Here is a 19,935-nt window from a genome sequence, read left to right as displayed (position 1 = left end):
CACGTGAAACATAATCAATTAATTATTGAAACGGATGTCCCAGCTAAAATGCGCGATGGTGTAACGCTTTACGCAGATATATATCGTCCAGCAGACGCGGGGGAATATCCAGTTTTGCTTACAAGATTACCTTATAGTAAATCATACGGGCTTCACTTTATTCGTCCTAATATTTTGGCGGAACAAGGTTATGTTGTTATTGTTCAAGATGTTCGGGGCAGATATACGTCAGAAGGAGATTTTGTTCCATACATAGCAGAAGTTGACGATGGATATGATACGATTGAGTGGGCTGCGAACCTTCCTTATGCTAACGGAGATGTCGGCATGTTTGGCTTATCTTATTATGGCTATACGCAAATTTTAGCAGCGATTAGCGGGAATAAACATTTAAAAGCCATTGCTCCAATTATGGCTCAAAATAGCATGACAGATGTTTTTAATGACCACGATGGCGCTTTAGAACTTGGAATGTGGGAAACTTGGAATTTAGAGTCGATGCTTCCAAACATGCTAGCCCGTACTTATAAAACGCAAGATGAATTAGAAGAAGCAGTGAACACATTAATGAAAAATTTAGATAGTTTAGATGCGCTTTATCAATTTAAACCATATAAAGACTGGCCAGCAATTGGTCAAAATGAAATGCCTTATTTCTCTGAGCTATTAAATTATGAACCAACACATAATCATTGGCAAAAAATCGATGCGAAAAGCAATTATGATAAAATTAATGTGCCAGGACTCCATGTCGCCGGCTGGTATGACTGCTTTTTAGATAAAACAATCGCTAATTTTCAAAATGGGCATCATCGCGGTCTAGGAGATAAGCTCATTATTGGGCCTTGGACGCACGCTAATTTCGCGCAGATGATTGGCGACCGTGATTTTGGAATGGCTGCCACTAAATGGGGTGAGGCGAATATGCATGCTAGGCATATAGAGTGGTTCAATCACTGGTTGAAAAAAGCGCCTTTACCAGCATCAGCGTCGGTTAGTTATTTTGTGATGGGATTAAACGACTGGAAAACAGCTGAAAACTGGCCGCCTCAAAACGCCCATATGACACCACTATATTTTAAAAGTGAAAAAGCGAGTGCAGAATTCACACCGCCTGCAACATACTCAGAAGCAAAATTCAGCTATGATCCAGAAAATCCAGTACCATCAAACGGTGGAGGGACCTTACATAAGGCGTTACATGCAGATGGACCTCGTGACCAGCAACAAATTGAACTTCGCGAAGACGTCCTTTGTTATTCAACAGTACCTCTAGAAGAAGCAATCGAAGTTACCGGACCAATTCAAGTGAAGCTTTGGGCGAAAACAGATGCACCTAATACGGATTTTACTGCGAAATTAGTAGATGTATTTCCAGATGGCACGGCTTTTAATTTGGCAGATGGGATTATCCGGGCAGCCAAGCAACACGGCGATAATGTGCAAAATAACATTAATGAATACACTATCGACCTTTGGGCAACAAGTAATCTTTTCCAAAAGGGGCATCAAATCCGCATCGAAATATCTTCGAGTAATTTTCCGAGGTTTGATCCTAACCCAAATACAGGTGATAGTTTCATTAATTCCACTGAAAGCCAAATCGCCAACCAGACTATTTATCATAGCCCAGAATACCCGTCCCATATTCTCCTTCCAATTATTCGATAGAAAGCTCAGACTTTTGGGCGAAAAGTTTTATATACGGCGATAGTAAATCATGGTAAAATATGAAAGTATCCGTCAAAAAAATGAAACTTATTCGAAAAGGGAATTTTTATGATAGGTTTCTTTATGAAAATATAGATAAAATGAGTTAATAATTTACTCAAATGAAGGAGAAGTTGCAGTGAAAAACATAATTAAAAAAACAGGGATCCTAATCATGGCAGCATCCCTTGCAGTTAGTGGCTTCTTAGTAAGTCCGAAAGCAGCACAAGCCGCGGAAGCACCAAATGTAAATGCAAACGCAGCAATCGCAATTGAAGAAAGTACAGGTAAAATTTTATATTCAAAAGACGCTGACAAGCTAATGGGCATCGCATCCATGACAAAAATGATGGATGAATACTTACTACTGGAAGCAATTGACAAAGGACAAATTAAATGGGACGACAAAGTAACCATTTCTGAATATGCATACAAAGTTTCACAAGACACATCGCTATCAAACGTACCACTTAGACTTGGCGAAGAATATACTGTACAAGAATTATATGAAGCAATGGCAATCTACTCTGCAAACGGCGCAGCAATTGCTATTTCCGAAAAAATTGCAGGTTCTGAAAAAGAATTTGTGGATGCTATGAATAAAAAAGCCGAAGAACTAAAACTAGGCGAACACCAATTTGTTAACTCTACAGGTCTTAACAACGAAGACTTAAAAGGTGGTCAACAAGTAGGCGGACCGAAAGACGAAAACAAAATGACTGCTCGCGGCATGGCAAAGTTAGCAAAACACTTAATTAATGATTACCCAGATGTGCTTAAAACTGCTAGTACAACTAAAAAAGAGTTTCGTAAAGGTACATCAGATCAAATTGATATGACAAACTGGAACTGGCTATTACCGGGCTTGATTTATGGTCGGCAAGGTGTAGATGGTTTGAAAACAGGAACAACTGACTATGCAGGAATGTGTTTAACTGCAACAGCTGTACAAGACGGAATGCGTGTAATCACGGTTGTTCTTCATGCTAATGGCGGAGCACCAGGCGCGCATACAAGTGCTCGTTTTGATGAAACAAACAAAATGCTTGATTATGCTTTTAATAATTTCAAAGTAAAAGAAGTACAAAAAGCAGGCTCGAAAGTGAAGGATCCTTCTACAATCGAAGTGGATAAAGGCAAAGAAGACACAGTGGGGCTCGTTACAAAAGACGCAGTAAAACTAGTGGTACCAAAGAACGACAATTCACCTAAATTAAATACAAATGTAACACTAAAAGAAAAAACAATAGAAGCACCAGTTAAAAAAGGTACGGAAGTCGGCAAAATGGAAGTATCTCTAAAAGATGGCGACAAGTTAGGCTATCTGGACGGAAAACAAACAGAAACAATCGACGTACTAACTGCCAGCGATGTCGAAAAGGCAAACTGGTTCATGCTGTCCACACAAGCAGTAGGTTCTTTCTTTAAAGGTGTTGGCAATTACGTATCTGATGGCGTAAAAGGCTGGTTTAATTAAAATAAAAAAGTAGAGTTCCTTAACTAGGAAATCTACTTTTTTTATTTGTTTGATAGTCTCTATAAAACCATAATAAGAAAAAAACAATACTAATAGTAAAAAATATAATTGGCACTATAATAAGCTTTGTGCCCAGTAAACTCTGATTGATGCTTCCATCCATAAAACCAGATTGAATCAACAATCCTCTAACAACCCCTAATATCTGGATAACAAAAAGTAAAATAAGACCAATAAAACCACTTCTAACAAAAAGATTAAAATTCATATGTATGTTCACCTCTGTTTTTATTTTCTTTCTATTCTAAATTATGTTAACATAAAATTGCTGAGATGAAAATGAAAAGGAGACTTTATATGCTAGAAAAAAAATACTTAAAAATAGGTTTTCTATTAATTTTTACGGGATTATTGTTCTTTACAATTGAAATTCAGAAAGTTTCTGCTAATGAGAATAATTATAATGTTAATACAGAGGAAGAATATGTTGACAATGAGTACGTTGAGAACTTAGATGGTATTATTATTGACGGTGAAAGTTCTCAAGAGGAAACTGATGAAATAGTGCCTTCGGAAAAAAGAATGTTATATGGCATATCATCATTTTGGGAAATTTACAGCAAAACAAAAACTGCAAATTCTTATGGGGCTTGGAATGTAGGGACATCAGCTAAAAAATCAAATGCATCTGGGACTTTGAGTTACTCCCGTTCTTTTACAAGCTCGAACTCTTATTCGGGCACATTAAAGGTCCCAAAAAGTAAACTAGATGCTTCAGTAGGTTTTAATGTTACGAAAAGTACAACTGAAACGTCATCTTATTCTGTAAATGTTAAAAAGAATAAAAATTATACAATCTACTACAGAAGAGTTTACTCTAATTATACAGTTAAGCAAAGATATAAAAATATTAATACTTGGACAGGTCAAATATATTACAACAACTATGCCAACGTCTATCCAAAAAAATACTCGCATATACAATTTAAAGCAGTGGAAAAATAATAAAATATAAAACTTTCATCTTAGCAAGATACATAATTCATGTGTATCAGACTGTCGAAGAACGGAACTTCTCAATGTTTAGCATTTGAGAACTTCCGTTTTTTTGTTTATTACATAATTAAAAATAAAAGTATCTATCTACTCAATAACAAACTGATTATGATAAAGCTCAGAATAAAATCCTTCCGCCTTCATCAGCTCATCATGGTTACCTTGTTCAATCACTTCACCTTGATGTAGCACAACGATATGGTCGGCATCGAGGATGGTTTTTAAACGGTGGGCAATGACGAAGCTAGTTCTACCGGAGATTACGTTGTCCATAGCTTTTTGGATGCGGCTTTCGGTTACGGTATCTACATTACTTGTCGCTTCATCTAGAATTAGAAGAGAAGGGTTCGTAATAATAGTTCTCGCAATACTCATAAGCTGCTTTTGACCAACGCTGAAAATATTGTTTTCATCACTGATTTCTGTTTCATAACCTTTTTCTAGGTTCATAATGAAGTCGTGGATGTCGATATCATCAAAGAGAATCGCGCCTCCATTTTATCTTTACTTGCATCAATGAACCTAAATTAAGCATTAAAGTTAAACGGAAAGAAAAACATTAGAAGCACCAGTTAAAAAGAATACGGAAGTTGGCGAAATGGAAGTATCCTTAAAAGATGGCGACAAATTAGGTTATCTTGGTGGAATACCAACAGAAAATATCAAAGTACTAACTACTGGCGATGTGGAAAAAGCAAACTGGTTTGCACTCTCTACACAAGCAGTAGGTTCTTTCTTTAAAGGCATTGGAAGTTACGTTTCTAATGGTGTGCAAGGTTGGTTTAGTTGATAATTTATAGATAGTAGTGATTTTGTGAAGTATAAGTCTAAGCAAAATGACACAATTCTAGTGATGAAATAATTTTTTATGATTTTAAATAGCTTTACTAATAGAGATTTTTCCATATTTTTTATAATGATATGGATATGAAAGGTAGCATTCTTCGGAGTGCTACCTTTTTTTGTGTGTGATGAAAAATACTGCTCTCCAAGGTTTTTGAGGCATATTTACTTAGCTTCAACTGATAGATTGACGAGCCTTTTTTGAAGGGAGCTATGAATGAATTAAAACGCAAATGTGACAGAAAATCGAACGTTGCTTCAAGCATACAAAATCAACTTGCTTTTATGATATACTTGCTGAGATTGTGAAAAACGGGAGGATATAGGATGCGAAATTTATCAAAAAAGAAGAAGCTATGGATAGTCTTGGCAATGCTTTTAGTGTTGATTGCGATACTTTTATTCGTGCTTCAAGATTGTGCACATGATGAAAAAGGAACAGGACCGTTAAAAGTAGAACTAGACCTCAAACGAAATTACGCCAAATGGTCGGATTTAAAGTTGAATGGGGACATTTGTAATCCACTTTATTTAGCGGAGTTACGGGAGATGGAAAAGAGCTTCGGAACAATTTACGTAGAGGCTAAAAAGCCAAAAATATGGGATGGCTTATCGAAAAAAGATCAGACCATTTATACAGCATATGGCGATGTGGCTTCAGAGCTCAAAGTTATGAATGATGCGATTGAAGCAAAAGATTTTAAACAAGCGCAGCAGGTTCTGACAAAGATTTTAGAGATAGAGAAAGGCGTAAAGAAAGAAACTGAGATATAAAAGGGAGACGGGGATTACATATGAAAAAGGGCATAAAAATTTTACTGGTGACGTTACTTTTATTTCCACTGTTACCGTGGCAATTCGTGCAAGGAGCAGTAAATGTTGAGAGTGAGTTTGGAAATTATTATGGAAAGCAACTTTCTACGCAAGATAAAGTGACTGTGGCGGACTTAAATGAGAATGCGCAGGAACAATTAAAGGATAAGAGCACACCGGAAGACACAACGCTTGATGAGGATTTAAGCGATAAGAATGCGGATGCTGTTCGTTTGTTTGAGACAGAGACGCCGAATGTAACAGATACTTTAGCAGAAGATGCATCAGCTGCTGGCATGACGGAGGTTGCATCGGAGCGTACGGAAAACACGAAAACTTTTGTAAATGAAAATACGGGCGAGGGAGAGACGTATTATTTTACAGAGCCTGTGCATTTTAAGGATGATGCGGGCAAGTGGACGGACTTTGATACGACGCTAGTGAAAGATGGCGAGAAGACCTGGACTGCAAGTGAGACGGCGAAAGAGATTACGACGCCAAAAGTGGTGACGGAAAGTGCGATGCCAACACTTAGCTTAGATGGCGCGAATGTGGCTGTTCGTCCAAGTGGTGAGGCTGATTTGGCTCAGGTGGCAGCGAAAGATAACCGAATTATGTATGCGAGTGAAGATGGTAAAGCGGAGCCATTCACGTTGCAAGCCGATAGTTTTGGTATGGAGCTCGGGCAGTATGTGAAGACGGGAGACGATACGGAACAACAGGTTACATTTGATTTGACGGTTCCAAATGACGTGACTTTGAAAGATGATGCAAAGCGTGCGGCAACCTTAATTTATCGTGGTGAAGCTTTGATTGGCGCGATTCCAAGCCCAGTTTTAGAAGATGAGACGGGCTCGGTTATGGATACGTTAACCGCGGAAACGGTGAAGACGGAAACTGGGTATCAGCTGCAGGTCGCGAAGTTTAATACAACAAATCTTAAAGGTAATTTGGCCAAGGTGGCTGTTTCTTTTGTGAGCACAAAAATCACGAATGGGATTCAAGCTACTAGCTTGCGTCAATATCGGGATGATGTGGCGTATTCTTTCCAACCGTACATGTATATTGGTTACGATGATGGAAATAACTCGGGGACACTCGGAGCAGCTCATTTTATTACCTATGGTGTTGTGAAAGTGCCGGATAGTGAGATTAAAAAAATTGGCACCAACCGTGAAATTGAATCGGCAGAGTTGTCTCTTTTTAGAAGCGGCACGGAAGGCTTTTGGGGAGACCGGGCAAAAGATAGTAAAGGAAGCGTTGTGAAACGTTTATTTGAAGTGCATGGAATTACGAAAGACGTTGGTAATATTGCCGATTTAACGTATGGGAAATTTAAAAATCTTGGTTTCCCGTATGGTCCGCCTGCAAATGTAGACGGAAAAGAAACGTATATTGGAAGAATTGATGATGCGAATCGCCGGGTTTCTTTTGACATTACAAATGTTGCGAAGGACTGGGTGAATGGCGGTAAAAACAACGGTGTGATTGTGAAAACGGCAAAAGTAAATGCATTTGAACTACCATATTCGCAAGCGGATGTATTTGCTGCACCTAAGTCTGGGGTGACGAGTGAGTCGCCGTATGTGGTATTTAAACACCGTGAGCGTCCGCCGATTGATGCGGACATGCCACTTAAAGACACAAAGCTTTATTTGCGTCCGTTTGTAAGTGCGAATAATGATGGCAAACTGGATTTTACAGCACTTGGAATGGACGGCGTTGGTCGTCCGGACGCGAAAATTAATTATAAAATTATCGATACATCGGATAAAAATAAGGTAGCATTTAGCGGAACGGATCCATCAATTGGTCGAGACTATTTATTTCCGAACTATCCGAAGCTAAGTAGTGAAACACAGGAATATCGTGAGTTAATGAGTAACTGGCAGACTAACACGCTACTTTTAAAAGGTGCTTTGAAAGAAAATCATTTGTATCAAGTAGAAGCGGAGATTAAAGATGGAAACGAAGCTGTAAGTAAGAAATACGATACGTTTCAGATTTATAAAGTGACAGGCCTAGACTCATTGCCTCGTCTTTTGAAATTCTACGGGATTGCCAATAAACGGTCGCAGTTTATGCTGGATAATAATATGAAGGATGAATTGCTCGTTCAAGGAAACGTCGTGTTCATTCGGAATCCGCAAAAGAATGCTGGTAAAGCCTACCAATCGGGAAATTACGACACAGCGGATAAAATGCGACTGGATGCGCTTGCTATAGGGCGCGGGAAGCATTGTACATTCGGATATGAACCAATTAATTTTGATAGTGGGAACTTGCTTTATAACATGGAAGATGCGAAATGGTTTGATTTCGATGAGGAACAGACGATTACGCGGACTTATAATTCGATGGCACAAGGAAAAGATAGCCCAATTGGACGAAATTGGACCTTTAATTTAGCTGATCAGCTAGGTTTCTTAGAGGACGGCACCGTGATGTTGACGCGCTCAGATGGCGGAAGTGTGTTTTTTGAGAAGCAGCCGGATGGAACTTTTGAAATAGAAGAAGATGAGCCACTAGCACTTACAAAAAAAGTGAATAAAAACGGCGCGCGTGAATTTGAGATTGTGGATTCCAAAACAGGCAAAATCTCTCTTTTCGCTGCAAACGGCCTGCTTTTAAAAGTGACAAGTAAGGATGGGAATGTAACGAACTATACGTACAATGCCGATGGGGAACTGGTGAAAATGGTCACTGGCTCTGGAAAGGTATTGCAGTACACGTGGGATGCAGATGGGCACTAAAAAGAGATTGTGTTGCCTGATGGCGGGAAATTGGCTTATTCATATGATGACGATGGAAACCTCACAAAACTGGTGGATCAAACTGGAAAAGCAATCACATATCAGTATGATTCGGAACATCATATGACATCGTATAAAGACCATAACGGAAAATTATTGATTAAAAATACATTTGATGCGGATGGTCGTGTGACGGAACAAACGGACGGAGAAGGCAATACTGCCACACTGAAATATGAGAAAGGTAAAACAACGACAACAGACTTCAACGGTAATAAGAAAGTGGTTTATTTTAATGAGCGCTTCCAAACCACGAAGATTGAGTATGCCGATGATACAACGACTGAAAATAAATATGACGACAAACATCAATTAGTCGCTTCTATCGACCAATTGGGAAATACGACAACTTTTGAAAATGATGCAAACGGAAATCTGACAAAAACTGTATATCCAGATGGGACAACAGAAGCGAACGAATTTGACGCGAAAAACCAATTGATACGCGTGACGGACAGCCGTGGAGGCGTAACGAGCTATACTTATGATTCTAAAGGGAATGTTGTACAAATAACGGAGCCAAACGGTGGTGTGAAGAAATTTACACATAATGCAGATGGTCAGGTGGTTACAGAGACAGATGCGAATGGCGCGGTAACAAAGACCGCTTATGATGCGAAAGGAAATCCGACAAAAGTAACGGATGGCCGTGGCAATGAGACAACATACGCCTATGATAATTTGTCAATGTTGAGTAGCATTACAGATGCAAATGGTAAGTCGGAAAAATATGAACGAAATGCGCGCGGTGAGCTAGTGCGCGAATGGAATGCAAATGGAGCAGCGACAAAATATTCCTATGATTCCAATGGTAATAAGACAAGCGAAACCGATGAGAATGGGAATAGCACTACTTTTGAATATGATGCTTTTGGTCGTTTGAGTGAGGAAACGAATCCACTAGGCGGCGTTACAAAGTATAAATATGACGGAAATGGCAATAAAATTAGTGAAACAGACCCACTCGGCAACACGGAGGAATTTAAGTATGACTCGCAAAATCGGATGATAGAAGCGATTGCGGCAGACGGATCGGTCATTACGTATGGTTATGATGCACTTGGTCAAAAATTATCCGAAGAAACCGAAGATGGTCAAAAAACAAGCTATCTATATGATGCAAAATCAGGCTATAAGATACAAGAAATAGATCCACTTGGCAACAAGACAAGCTATGCCTATGATGCAGACGGAAATGTCACGAAAATCACCTATCCAGACGAGACAACAGAAGAGTTTAGCTATGATGCAATGGACAATATTACACGTTTTGTCGATCAAGCTGGTAACGTTCAGACGTATGAATTTGATGCGAACGGAAACACAACAAAATTAAAAGAAGCTGGCCGTGTTTCGACATATAGCTACGATGAAAATGGTAGTGTAACCTCAGAAGAAGACGCAGCTGGCGGCGTAAAACGCTATAGTTTTGATAAAGTTGATCAAGTAGAAATCGAAACCGATGAGCTTGGTGAAAAAACACACTATGTGTACGACGCAGACGGAAATGTCACGAAAATCACGGATGGTAATGGTCATACGATAACAATGGCGTATGATAATGCTGGTAATGTGATTCGCCAAACGGACGCAGAAGGTAATACCACCAAATATACCTATAATGCGCTCCATTTAGTCGAAACAGAAATTTCACCGACAAACGATATCACTCAATATCGCTATAACAAAAACGGCGATTTAATCAAAGAAATCGATCCATACAACAACGAAACAAGCTATCGTTACACAAAAACGGGCGAAGTGTCTAAAATCATTGATGCCCTAGGTAACGAAACAACGTATGACTACGATAATCGTGGCAATTTGACAACAAGTACTGATCCACTCGGTCGAAAAACAACCTACAGTTACGATAAAGCGGACCGTGTCATCGAACAAAAAAATCCAGATGGCACAAAAGCAACGTATACTTATGACAAAATGGACAGACTGCTAGAACAGCAAGACAGTACAGGGCAAAAAGAGAGCTACACATACAACACAGTGGGGGACGTAACCCGTATTGCCGATCGTAAAGGTCGCAATGAATCCTACACCTATGACACATTTGGCAATGTCAGCAGTAAAACCGACATGCGAGGCAATAAAACAAGCTACGAATACGATGCAGCAAACCGCTTAGTGAAACAACAAAACCCAACAGGCAAAGCGCAAAGCATCGAATACAACAAACGTGGCGATATTATCTCGGAAGTTTTACCAAATACTGGGAAATACACTTATAATTATGATGCAGAAGGTAACTTGTTGTCAGAAACAAACCCGCTAGGCGAAACAACAAGCTATCAATACAACGCCAACGACGAGCTGATTACGACAACGAATCCAGCAGGCGCTAAATCGAGCGTAACTTACGATGCAAATGGCAATGTCACAGCAGTTACCGATGAAAACGGCGGCACGACAAAACAAACATTTGACGCAACTGGTTTAGTCACAAGTCAGACGGATGCAGAAGGAAATAAAACACAATTCGGTTATGACCAATTAGGACGACTAACAACCGAAATAGATGCAGCAGGATTCAAACTTCTGAACAGCTATGACGCAGCGGGACGCCTTATCACCGAAACAGATAAGCGCGGAAACACAACGAAATACACGTACGACAACGCAGATAACATTTTGACGGTCAAAGAGCCTTATGGTACCACATCAACGTTTAAATACGACCTACGTGGCAATGTGACCAAAGAAATAGATGCAAATGGCAATGCGACCACTTATAGCTACGATAAAGACGATCAACTTTTATCTAAAACGGACCCGATTGGCTATAAACAAAGCTACAAATATAACGAATACGGCGACCTTATCGAAGAAAGTGATAATCAGCAGAAAAAGGCGATTGCCAGCTATACGTATGACAAATTGGGTCAACAAACGGCGAAAAAAGATATTCAAGGCCGAATCACGCGCTACACATATGACGATACCCAGCGCATGACGCAAATTACGTATCCAAATAAACTTGCGGTCGGCTATACGTACGATAAACTAGACCGTGTTACTACCATGCGAGATGTTCGTGGCAATGATACTAAAATTCAGTATGACAAAGTCGGCAACGTTACCTCCATGATTGATCCAGGCAACCAAGTCTACAAATACACCTACGACAAAAAAGGCAACATGACCAAAGAAATCGACCCACTCGCAGCAAGCACAGAATATCGTTACAATAAAAACGACCAAGTTATCAGCATCAAAGACCCAACAAACGCAATAACTAAATACCAATATGATGCGCGTAACCTGCTAACTTCTATAACAGATGCCAAAGGTCACACAACAAAAATGGCCTACGATGGCAACGAGAATCTTAGCGAAACAACAGACGCAAAAGGGAACAAAGAACGCTTTGAATACGACGCACTAGATCGCATGACAGCAGCACAAAACCGATTAGGACAAAAATCAACTTACACTTACGACAAAGTAGATAACGTCACGGAAATCAAAGACGCCAAAGGTTTTGTCACAAAATATAGCTACAATGATCGCAGTGACCTCGTCAAAGAAGTAACACCAGAAGGCAAAACCGAAAAATACGAATATCAATTAGATGGTTCTTTGAAATCTAAAACGAAGCCAGATGGTGAAAAAACAACTTTCAAATATGATGAATTAAACAATTTAGTCGAGCAACAATTTGATGGTGGCAGCTACAAATACACATATGACAGTAATGACGACGTAAAAACCGCCACATCAAAAGACGGAACATCCAAGTTCACCTACAATAAATTCGGTGACGTACTATCAGTCAAAGATGCAAACGGCGAAACATTGAAATACGAATATGATACAATCGGCCGCAAAACCGCGCTCATTTATCCAGATAGCACGCGTGTATCTTACCGCTACAATGACGCCAACTTGCTAACCGATGTCATCGAATCAGACGGCAAGAAAACGAGCTACACATACGACGCGAATGGCCTGCCACTAAGCATTCATTACAGCAATGGCACAACGACTAGCTATAAATACACAGCAACTGGCGAAACCGAGCAAGTTATCACCAAAAATAAAGCCGGAGAAACCATCGCGTCATTTGACTACAACTACGACGAAAACGGTAACGTAGCCAAAGAAACCATCAATCAAAGTGGCGAAAAACAAACCAAGAGCCACACCTATGATGCCGATGACCAGCTGATGGAAACAACAATAACCAAAGGAAAAACTACCGAAAAAATTACGTATATCTATGATGCTAACGGCAACCGAAGCAAACTTTTACGTAATAAAAACGGTAAGAAAACTACGGAAAACTATCATTACGACGATGACAACGCGCTCACCATGATTAAAGCAGATGGTGATGAAGACACAACCTACACGTATGACAAAAACGGTAACATTACCAAGAAAGCCTTACGAAGTGGTAAAGTAGAAACATACACATACAATGGCGAAAACCAACTGATTCAATCCGCCGATAACGAAGGTAATCAGACGACCTACACATACGACGCATTTGGTAATCGCATAGGCAAACAAACCATCACAGACAAAACCAAGTCCTTCAAAGGCTCGCTCAGTGAATGGATTACAGAATACGACAAAGATAGTCAAAAAGGAAAAACAGAAACACTAGCGGCACAATTAGAAACTCGCGCCAATGAAACTTCAAAAGGTTGCTCAGCGTATGCAGAAGCAAGTACACAAAAAGTGACTAAAGATGGCATGCAAGGAAAAACCGAGCTTAAAGCAAGCGATAGCAGCGGAAGCAAAACCAGTCAGCGCACCACGAAAATGACCCAAACAGTTGGCTATCAAACGGTAAATACCATTCGCTACGTCAACGATTTAACGCAAGAGTACACCCAAGTCGCTCAGCTTAACGAGACGACAGAAGACGACGGCGAAACAAGCACGACCAAGACCGCTTTCCGTTTTGGTGACGACAATCAAATAATTGGCACCGAAGAAGAAAGCTATCACGAAAACGGCCTAACCGACATCACAACAACAACTGACGGTGAAACAAGTACTGACTATGATTACACAGACTATGGTACCGCACTTGCGACAGCTCCAGTTGCGAATCAAATCGGTTATCGTGCGCAAATGCATGACACAATCGACACACAAAACCTGCGTGCCCGAAATTATGACACAAACACCGGTCGTTTCCAACAAGTCGATAGCTACAGAGGATCCTTAGACGACCCACGTAGCCAAAACCGCTACATTTACGGCGTCAATAACCCAATGTCATTCGGCGACCCAAGCGGAAACATACCAAAATGGCTTAAAAAAGCAACCAAAAAAGTCAAAAAAGCTGCGAAAAAAGTAAGCAAAGGCATCAAAAAAGCCAAAAAAGTCATCAAAAAAACCGTCAAAAAAGTAAAACGCGCCGTGAAAAAAGTAAGCAAAGCCATCAAGAAAACCACCAAAAAAATCAAGCGCGCCGTCAAAAAAGTAACCAAAAAAGTCCAAAAAACAGTGACGAAATTTAAGAAGGCAGCTAAGAAATCGATTAAGCAAGTTACTAAAGCGGCGAAAAAAGTGTACAAAAAAGCCAAAAAAGTGGTTCAGAAAAAATATAATCAAGTCAAACGAACCGTGAAGAAAAAAGTACAAACGGTGAAAAAAGCCGGCAAAAAAGTCATAACCAAAGCAAAAAGTGCAATCAAAGCCATTTCAAAAGCCACAAAAAAACAAGCCATTAAAGCTGGCGTTAAATTAGTCATATCCCAAGCAAAACACAGCATGCGCGTAGAAAAAACAATGAAAGCAATTTGCGAAAATCTTGAACCAGTAGGCGCAGGTACATTGGATAGTCTAATAAATAATTTCACTTTCGGTTCCGTAGAAACCATTGGTAAAAATAAGGAAGTGTATGGCGATGATAACCGCTATTATGTTGGAAGACTAATAGCTGATTCAGCGGGTATCTATCTTGGCGTTGAGGGAATTGTCCTTGGAGTCGGAACTGAAATCCTTGGTGGAGCACTGGACTTAACAGGGGCTGGAGCACCAATCGGAGTTCAACTTAATGCAGCAGGAATTGGCATAATCACAGGAAGCGCAACCGTTGTAGTAAACAGTGGCGCCAACTTTTTCCAAGACGCGAAGGATTTGTCTTCGAATATTGAGAAAGGGAAAGCGAAAAGTGATAAGTCAACAAAAGAAGCAGAGGGGGCTGGTGGAGCTAAAGATATTAACATCAAGGATTTTGAAATTAAAAATAAGCATTTAAATGGCTCTACTGCAAAACGTGCAAGACAATTTAATGCTACAACACCACAAGAAGCTAATCAAGTGGTTCAAGATGCGTTAAAAAATGGAAAAGTTGTTGAAACAATTGACAATGGAATAGGGACGCAAGGTCAAAAATCATTTTCTTCTATCATTGACACGGGTAAGATTATAGGTACTAAAGGTGAGACTCATCTAAAAATTGTATATGACGAGCTAAACAACGTATGGACAACATATCCTGTCCCAAATCCAAAATAGGAGGTATTATATAATGAGTACAAATTTTTCTGTTCAACAAATTTTGTCTAATTATAATAGACAACAGGTGAGTAAAATACAAGATTTTTTAATATCTGAAATTGATAAGGATAACTTAGAGGAAACCATAGACTTTCTTACAAGTAGCGATATAGTTAAGCAAGCAAAATATAAGGATATATTGTATACAGGAGAAGCATATGAAGGTTTATATATTGAAGGAAATCAGTATTTAATTTCCAGTATTCAAGATGAAGTTTTAATTCTTGATGCGGTTAGTGAAGAAAATGGCATAAGTGAGGAACAGACTAGAGTTAAGATATCTTTGCAAGAGTTCATTTATTTAGTCAATAATAAAAAAGATACATTAGACTGGATTAAGCTGAATTAAAAGGATAGTAAACAATTAATCTCCTTACACCCGCCCTGGGGCAACAACTGGCGACGGTGGTTTAGCAAATGCAGTAAGACATGAATTAAAAACTGGTGAATTGGTTGGTGGAAAATGACATATTCAAATAGCTACCGAAAGAGTTACAAATTTGGAAAATATTATTAATAAGCAAAACCTGAATCCAGATGATTCAAAAATTGCAAATGACCTTTTAATGGACTTTAACGACGCGTTAGGAGGGAACTAAGGTTGAAAAGTAAAGAACTAAATAAATTATTGGTGGAATCGTTTCCGAATCTAAACGAAGAATATGTAGAGGAGACAAGCTGGCAAGAAGGTGATGATACAGGTTCTCATACTGCCTATGGGGATGTATTTACACCATATTTGACTGGGTGCATAGAAGAAAATAAGCAAATGGAAATGGTACAGGCGTTTGAGTATGTTGAAAAGATATTGGAATTGGAAGATGAATATGCAGTTGATGTAGTGACTTTTAGTGTTTTAGAGAGTATCGCTTATCTTTTTAAGGAAAAAAGGGATTTATATAATTTATTAGGTGTAAAAACCCAAGAGTTAATAAAAGAGTTTTTATAATTTGAAATAGAAGACTCATGGAGCTATATGCGAATATATAAGGAGAAAGTTGACATGAAATGAAAAAGAATAATTTGAGCTCAATCTCCATTGACTACAAATTTAATACTGATAAGGAGCTTGGAGAAGGCAATTTAGAATTCTATATCAACGGCAAGAATCTCTGTAGTTATAAAAAGGATGGTAATTTAAAATCTTATTCATGGAATCTTTTTTGTGTAGTAACGTGGATGTGTGAAAATATCGAATATATAATTGGTTATGATCCGTTCCCTCTTCCAGTGAAGGGAGATACTACCCTAGAGCTAATAAGTGAAGCTGACCAATTCGAATCGGAGGATATTATTGAAGAATATCTTTGGTATAGCGCAAAAAGTACATGGATTTTTAAACATAATTGGTTTTCTTATAGAGAAGGCTCGATTTTGCCGCAAGTTTATTTCAGAAGAGTAGGAAATGATATTGAGATATGTGGGGATAATGACTTTTGGCAAGAAAGTGGTATTGAATTTCAAATGACTAAGGGAAGCGTACGAATAGAAAAAGATAACTTTATAAAAACTATAACTGAGTTTATAAGAAGTTTTTTAACAAAAGCGAGTGAACTAGCAAATGATGAGGAACAACAGATAAAAATAGAAAATTTGAGTAGACAATTGTAATTGATTGAGGAGTGATAAGATATAATTAAGTAATTTCTAACAAAAGGGAAAAATTGTTGATTGAAAAAGTTCAGATGTACATATTCCGTATAAAAAGTAGGAGTGAAGATTGGTTCGAAACTGTTTCCTAAGGCTGTGACTAAGAGAGCTAAGGGTTTTGAGTATTTAGATAATCAATTAGGAAGTATAAAAAATAAAGTAAAGGTCAATAAATACGAATCAGCTGAGACTGTTAATGCCTGGTGGAAAAAGCAAGGATACGAGCACCCGCCGTACACTCCTAAAACTGTTGTCCAGGAAATAAAACTCTTAGAAGAAACCAAATTTGTTAGGGTATATGATGGTGTGGACAGTGGGTTGTATGGAGGCTGGGTCATGCGAGTTGAAGATATTAAAGGATTAACCCCTTTACAAATAAAAGAAAAATTTGCGTTGCCTCAACTACCTAAATATATTGGAGAAGTTACGTTACCTAAAGGTAGTACTATTAGAGCAGGGGAAGTTAATCCAATATTTGGAAGCAAAGGCGGTGGATTCCAATTCGATATGATGCAACAAAAAATTGGTGAGTTTAAAGAAATAGGGAAAATTATAGATTGGAGCGGAGAATAACAATGCAATATAAAGATAATGAGTTAGAAATTTCAGGTAAAAAAATCAAATTCCCAAAGAAAATTGATGAAATTAAACAAAATGATGAGTATGTATTTGTAAGATTAGCACTTATCATGAATTCATCAGAGTATATAGAAGGTGAGGATAATAATGTTTACGCGATAGATAAAATGGGAAATATTGTTTGGCAAATTAAGAATTCCCCTCCTAAAGATAACCTTGAATTTACTTGTTCACCCATTGTTCTTATGTATGTAGATGAAAGTAATCATTTATTTGTAACAGATTTTTCAGGAAGAAGGTTTAAAGTAAACTTGAAAACAGGCGATATGAAAATGGTAAGTATAACTAAATAAAAAAGCACTTTACTATCTGATTGGAGCCGGATAGTAAAACCTTGACTAGTAAGGAGAAACTCACTAATCAAGTTTACGATAGCTATTAAAATGCTAGCTGTAGTTTTAGTACATGACGATTCGTTTAAGAGAGCTTGAAAGAGCTCTCTTAAATGCGTATAAAGTACTACTTTTATTAAATTAAGATTCAAATAAAAAAATGCATTACGTTGATTATTAATACAAGCACATCTCAAAATGGCTTAAAAAAGCAACCAAAAAAGTAAAACGCGTCGTGAAGAAAACCACCAAAAAAGTCCAAAAAACAGTAACAAAATTCAAGAAAGCAGCTAAGAAATCGATTAAACAAGCTCGAAAAACAGTTAAGAAGGTCTATAAAAAAGCCAAACAGACTATCGTGAAAAAAGTAAATAAAATCAAGAAAACCACTAAAAAAAGTTGTTAAAACAGTCAAAAAAGCCTTATGTAAAAACCAAGAATTCTTAGAAAGTCAAAAGAAAGGCTATAGCGATCCAACCTACGACTACAAAGCGGGCTATCCAAGACCGGATGAAGTATGGGCTTTTGATGCGAACGGAAATATTGATAAGGAAAAAAGCGCAGAAGTTTCTGAGAAAATAGGTGAATGGAGCACTTATGCACTTATGCTTGTCATACCGGGTCCAGAAGAACTATTAATTGCTGGAATTTTAGTCAAAGTTGGAGGAAAAGGTGGCACAAAACTGGTTTCTAAGGCTGTAATTAAAGAAAGTAGCAAATCTAATCCGGTTCTAGAAGCCCCTAGAACTGGAAGTGGTTTGAAGGTAGATAATATAAAACCTGTTAAAGAAAAAGGTTCTATTTATGAAATTGATCCGTTAACAGGAAAAACGCCTACAAAACAAACTTCAATTATCACTGATGAGTTTCCTCACGTTCCAAAAGCGCATGGTTTCTCTGATATCGTTGATAATTACGCTGATTTGGCTAAAGTCACAGATTTAGGTAACGCTAAAATATATCAAGTTCAAGGAAGTCAAAACGGGGTCATGGGTCGTTTTGAGTGGATAATTCAAGATGGGAAAGTTACGCATAGAATGTTTGTTAGAAATTCAGAATTGACAGGGGTGCCAATAAAATAATGAATTATATAAATGAATTTAAAGAATATGATATTCCTTTTTCTTGGAATGAGCTTAAAGTAGGGAGATTTGGATATTCAGATAACAATTTTTACTTACAAGAAATGCTTGATAATGAACTTGTAATGAAATACACATTAGACTATCTATCTAAAAATATAGAGGAACAAAATCCTTATTTATGGGAGCTTGGAAGTTTATGTAGACCTTATGATGAGAATGAATTATACAAACTTCTAGATGAGCTTAAAGAATCTATTGCACAAGATTTGAAGTCCTACTATAGATGGAGATGGATTTTAGTTAATAATCTATTAAATAAAATATCGAATAAAGATTATGTAAATGCTTTGTTAGAGGTTAGTGAATTCTGGCTAGATTTAAATTCTCCTTTCGATATGCCTTATCAGTATCAAGGAATTGAAAATAAATTAGAACCTCAACAATTTTATACTGAGAAACATTTCTATGAAGTTATTTCCAATCATAAAAAATGGTTGGATAACGAAAAAGAGAAATTAAAGTAATAAGTTTTAAAAGTAAAATTTAAATATAAAGTAGTACAGTTTGATGTATATAACAACAGACCACTATAAGAACAATTGATTTTTTGGTAATTTTATAGGAGTGAAAATAATATGTGCGCTTCGGCAAAAAAGGAAGTTACAATAGATTTAAAAAAAGTGTCAACTAAAGAAGAGTTACAAATTTTATTAAAACAAGAGCTTGATTTTCCTGATTATTATGGAGGAAATTGGGATGCTTTTTGGGATACTATAACAGGATTAGTTGAATTACCAGAGAAAATTATATTCGAACATTGGTCAGACTTGGAAGAGTCTATTCCAGACGAAGCAAATTCATTAAAAGAGATGCTGAACAACTTTAATAAAAAATACCCTATGATGAAAACTGAGGATGTAGTTGATAGAATCACATTTATAAAATAGGAGAGTGATTTAATGGTGAAAATAAAATGTTTATGT

At 37.9% G+C, this 19,935-nt stretch carries 15 protein-coding genes and 2 pseudogenes; 15 read left to right on the top strand and 2 right to left on the bottom strand.

Going from position 1 to position 19,935, the window contains the following annotated elements:
• Positions 1-3 precede the first annotated feature (3 nt).
• Together HRK21_RS05545 and pbpD1 are read left to right on the top strand one after the other, a co-directional pair.
• Entirely contained in the window at positions 4-1,671 is a 1,668-nt protein-coding gene (locus HRK21_RS05545) for a CocE/NonD family hydrolase (protein ID WP_070006488.1), read from the top strand.
• Between the two features lie 178 nt (positions 1,672-1,849).
• A complete protein-coding gene (pbpD1, locus tag HRK21_RS05540; protein WP_070006489.1) occupies positions 1,850-3,187 on the top strand; it encodes a D-alanyl-D-alanine carboxypeptidase PBPD1 in 1,338 nt (445 codons plus the stop codon).
• A 19-nt stretch (positions 3,188-3,206) separates the two neighbouring features.
• Here pbpD1 and HRK21_RS05535 read toward each other — a convergent pair whose 3' ends face one another.
• Complete coding sequence (locus tag HRK21_RS05535) at positions 3,207-3,455, bottom strand: hypothetical protein (RefSeq protein WP_070006490.1); 249 nt, start codon at positions 3,453-3,455, stop codon at positions 3,207-3,209.
• An 89-nt stretch (positions 3,456-3,544) separates the two neighbouring features.
• Between HRK21_RS05535 and HRK21_RS05530 the strand changes: the two genes are divergently transcribed.
• Complete coding sequence (locus tag HRK21_RS05530) at positions 3,545-4,192, top strand: hypothetical protein (RefSeq protein ID WP_070006491.1); 648 nt, start codon at positions 3,545-3,547, stop codon at positions 4,190-4,192.
• A gap of 138 nt (positions 4,193-4,330) precedes the next feature.
• On the opposite strand, the pseudogene HRK21_RS05525 reads toward HRK21_RS05530, so the two are convergent.
• Positions 4,331-4,711, bottom strand: a pseudogene (locus HRK21_RS05525) (ATP-binding cassette domain-containing protein); the annotation flags it as partial.
• Positions 4,712-4,758: 47 nt separating this feature from the next.
• Here HRK21_RS05525 and HRK21_RS05520 point away from each other — a divergent pair.
• The 12 genes and pseudogenes from HRK21_RS05520 to HRK21_RS05470 all read left to right on the top strand — a co-directional run.
• A pseudogene (locus tag HRK21_RS05520) lies at positions 4,759-5,033 on the top strand (D-alanyl-D-alanine carboxypeptidase); the annotation flags it as partial.
• 380 nt (positions 5,034-5,413) lie between these two features.
• Positions 5,414-5,860, top strand: a complete 447-nt coding sequence (locus tag HRK21_RS05515) for a hypothetical protein (RefSeq protein WP_070006622.1) — start codon at positions 5,414-5,416, stop codon at positions 5,858-5,860.
• Positions 5,861-5,880: 20 nt separating this feature from the next.
• Positions 5,881-8,652, top strand: coding sequence for a DUF6531 domain-containing protein (locus tag HRK21_RS14010; RefSeq protein WP_236994445.1), 2,772 nt, complete (start codon positions 5,881-5,883; stop codon positions 8,650-8,652).
• A gap of 30 nt (positions 8,653-8,682) precedes the next feature.
• A complete protein-coding gene (locus HRK21_RS05510; protein WP_236994444.1) occupies positions 8,683-15,204 on the top strand; it encodes an RHS repeat-associated core domain-containing protein in 6,522 nt (2,173 codons plus the stop codon).
• A 13-nt stretch (positions 15,205-15,217) separates the two neighbouring features.
• On the top strand, positions 15,218-15,595 hold the full coding sequence (locus HRK21_RS05505) for a hypothetical protein (protein WP_070006621.1): 378 nt from the start codon (positions 15,218-15,220) through the stop codon (positions 15,593-15,595).
• 252 nt (positions 15,596-15,847) lie between these two features.
• Positions 15,848-16,195: a DUF7674 family protein gene (locus tag HRK21_RS05500; RefSeq protein WP_070006620.1), complete on the top strand. Its 348-nt coding sequence runs from the start codon at positions 15,848-15,850 to the stop codon at positions 16,193-16,195.
• 59 nt (positions 16,196-16,254) lie between these two features.
• Positions 16,255-16,857, top strand: coding sequence for a hypothetical protein (locus tag HRK21_RS05495; RefSeq protein WP_070006619.1), 603 nt, complete (start codon positions 16,255-16,257; stop codon positions 16,855-16,857).
• Between the two features lie 102 nt (positions 16,858-16,959).
• The gene (locus tag HRK21_RS05490) at positions 16,960-17,469 is read left to right on the top strand and encodes a hypothetical protein (protein ID WP_141008838.1); all 510 of its coding nucleotides are present in this window, start codon (positions 16,960-16,962) and stop codon (positions 17,467-17,469) included.
• A 2-nt stretch (positions 17,470-17,471) separates the two neighbouring features.
• A complete protein-coding gene (locus HRK21_RS05485) occupies positions 17,472-17,828 on the top strand; it encodes a DUF7957 family protein (protein WP_070006617.1) in 357 nt (118 codons plus the stop codon).
• 644 nt (positions 17,829-18,472) lie between these two features.
• Complete coding sequence (locus HRK21_RS14005; RefSeq protein WP_070006616.1) at positions 18,473-18,949, top strand: hypothetical protein; 477 nt, start codon at positions 18,473-18,475, stop codon at positions 18,947-18,949.
• Positions 18,949-19,476, top strand: coding sequence for a DUF2247 family protein (locus tag HRK21_RS05475; protein ID WP_070006615.1), 528 nt, complete (start codon positions 18,949-18,951; stop codon positions 19,474-19,476). The genes HRK21_RS14005 and HRK21_RS05475 overlap by 1 nt, the downstream gene beginning before the upstream one ends.
• Before the next feature lie 111 nt (positions 19,477-19,587).
• Positions 19,588-19,899: a barstar family protein gene (locus HRK21_RS05470; RefSeq protein WP_070006614.1), complete on the top strand. Its 312-nt coding sequence runs from the start codon at positions 19,588-19,590 to the stop codon at positions 19,897-19,899.
• Positions 19,900-19,935: the final 36 nt, after the last annotated feature.

This window comes from Listeria monocytogenes (genome assembly GCF_013282665.1).
GTDB classification, from domain to species: Bacteria; Bacillota; Bacilli; order Lactobacillales; family Listeriaceae; genus Listeria; species Listeria monocytogenes_C.
Note: the sequence above shows the minus strand (reverse complement) of the source record. Positions and strands in the feature narration are given on the sequence as shown.

What these genes read in the sequence shown, in the direction of transcription:
- HRK21_RS05535 (WP_070006490.1), bottom strand. Translation starts at nt 3,455, where the DNA reads ATGAATTTTAATCTTTTTGTTAGAAGTGGTTTTATTGGTCTTATTTTA.
- HRK21_RS14005 (WP_070006616.1), top strand. Translation starts at nt 18,473, where the DNA reads ATGCTTGTCATACCGGGTCCAGAAGAACTATTAATTGCTGGAATTTTA.
- HRK21_RS05530 (WP_070006491.1), top strand. Translation starts at nt 3,545, where the DNA reads ATGCTAGAAAAAAAATACTTAAAAATAGGTTTTCTATTAATTTTTACG.
- HRK21_RS05515 (WP_070006622.1), top strand. Translation starts at nt 5,414, where the DNA reads ATGCGAAATTTATCAAAAAAGAAGAAGCTATGGATAGTCTTGGCAATG.
- HRK21_RS05470 (WP_070006614.1), top strand. Translation starts at nt 19,588, where the DNA reads ATGTGCGCTTCGGCAAAAAAGGAAGTTACAATAGATTTAAAAAAAGTG.
- HRK21_RS05505 (WP_070006621.1), top strand. Translation starts at nt 15,218, where the DNA reads ATGAGTACAAATTTTTCTGTTCAACAAATTTTGTCTAATTATAATAGA.
- HRK21_RS14010 (WP_236994445.1), top strand. Translation starts at nt 5,881, where the DNA reads ATGAAAAAGGGCATAAAAATTTTACTGGTGACGTTACTTTTATTTCCA.
- HRK21_RS05475 (WP_070006615.1), top strand. Translation starts at nt 18,949, where the DNA reads ATGAATTATATAAATGAATTTAAAGAATATGATATTCCTTTTTCTTGG.
- HRK21_RS05495 (WP_070006619.1), top strand. Translation starts at nt 16,255, where the DNA reads ATGAAAAAGAATAATTTGAGCTCAATCTCCATTGACTACAAATTTAAT.
- HRK21_RS05485 (WP_070006617.1), top strand. Translation starts at nt 17,472, where the DNA reads ATGCAATATAAAGATAATGAGTTAGAAATTTCAGGTAAAAAAATCAAA.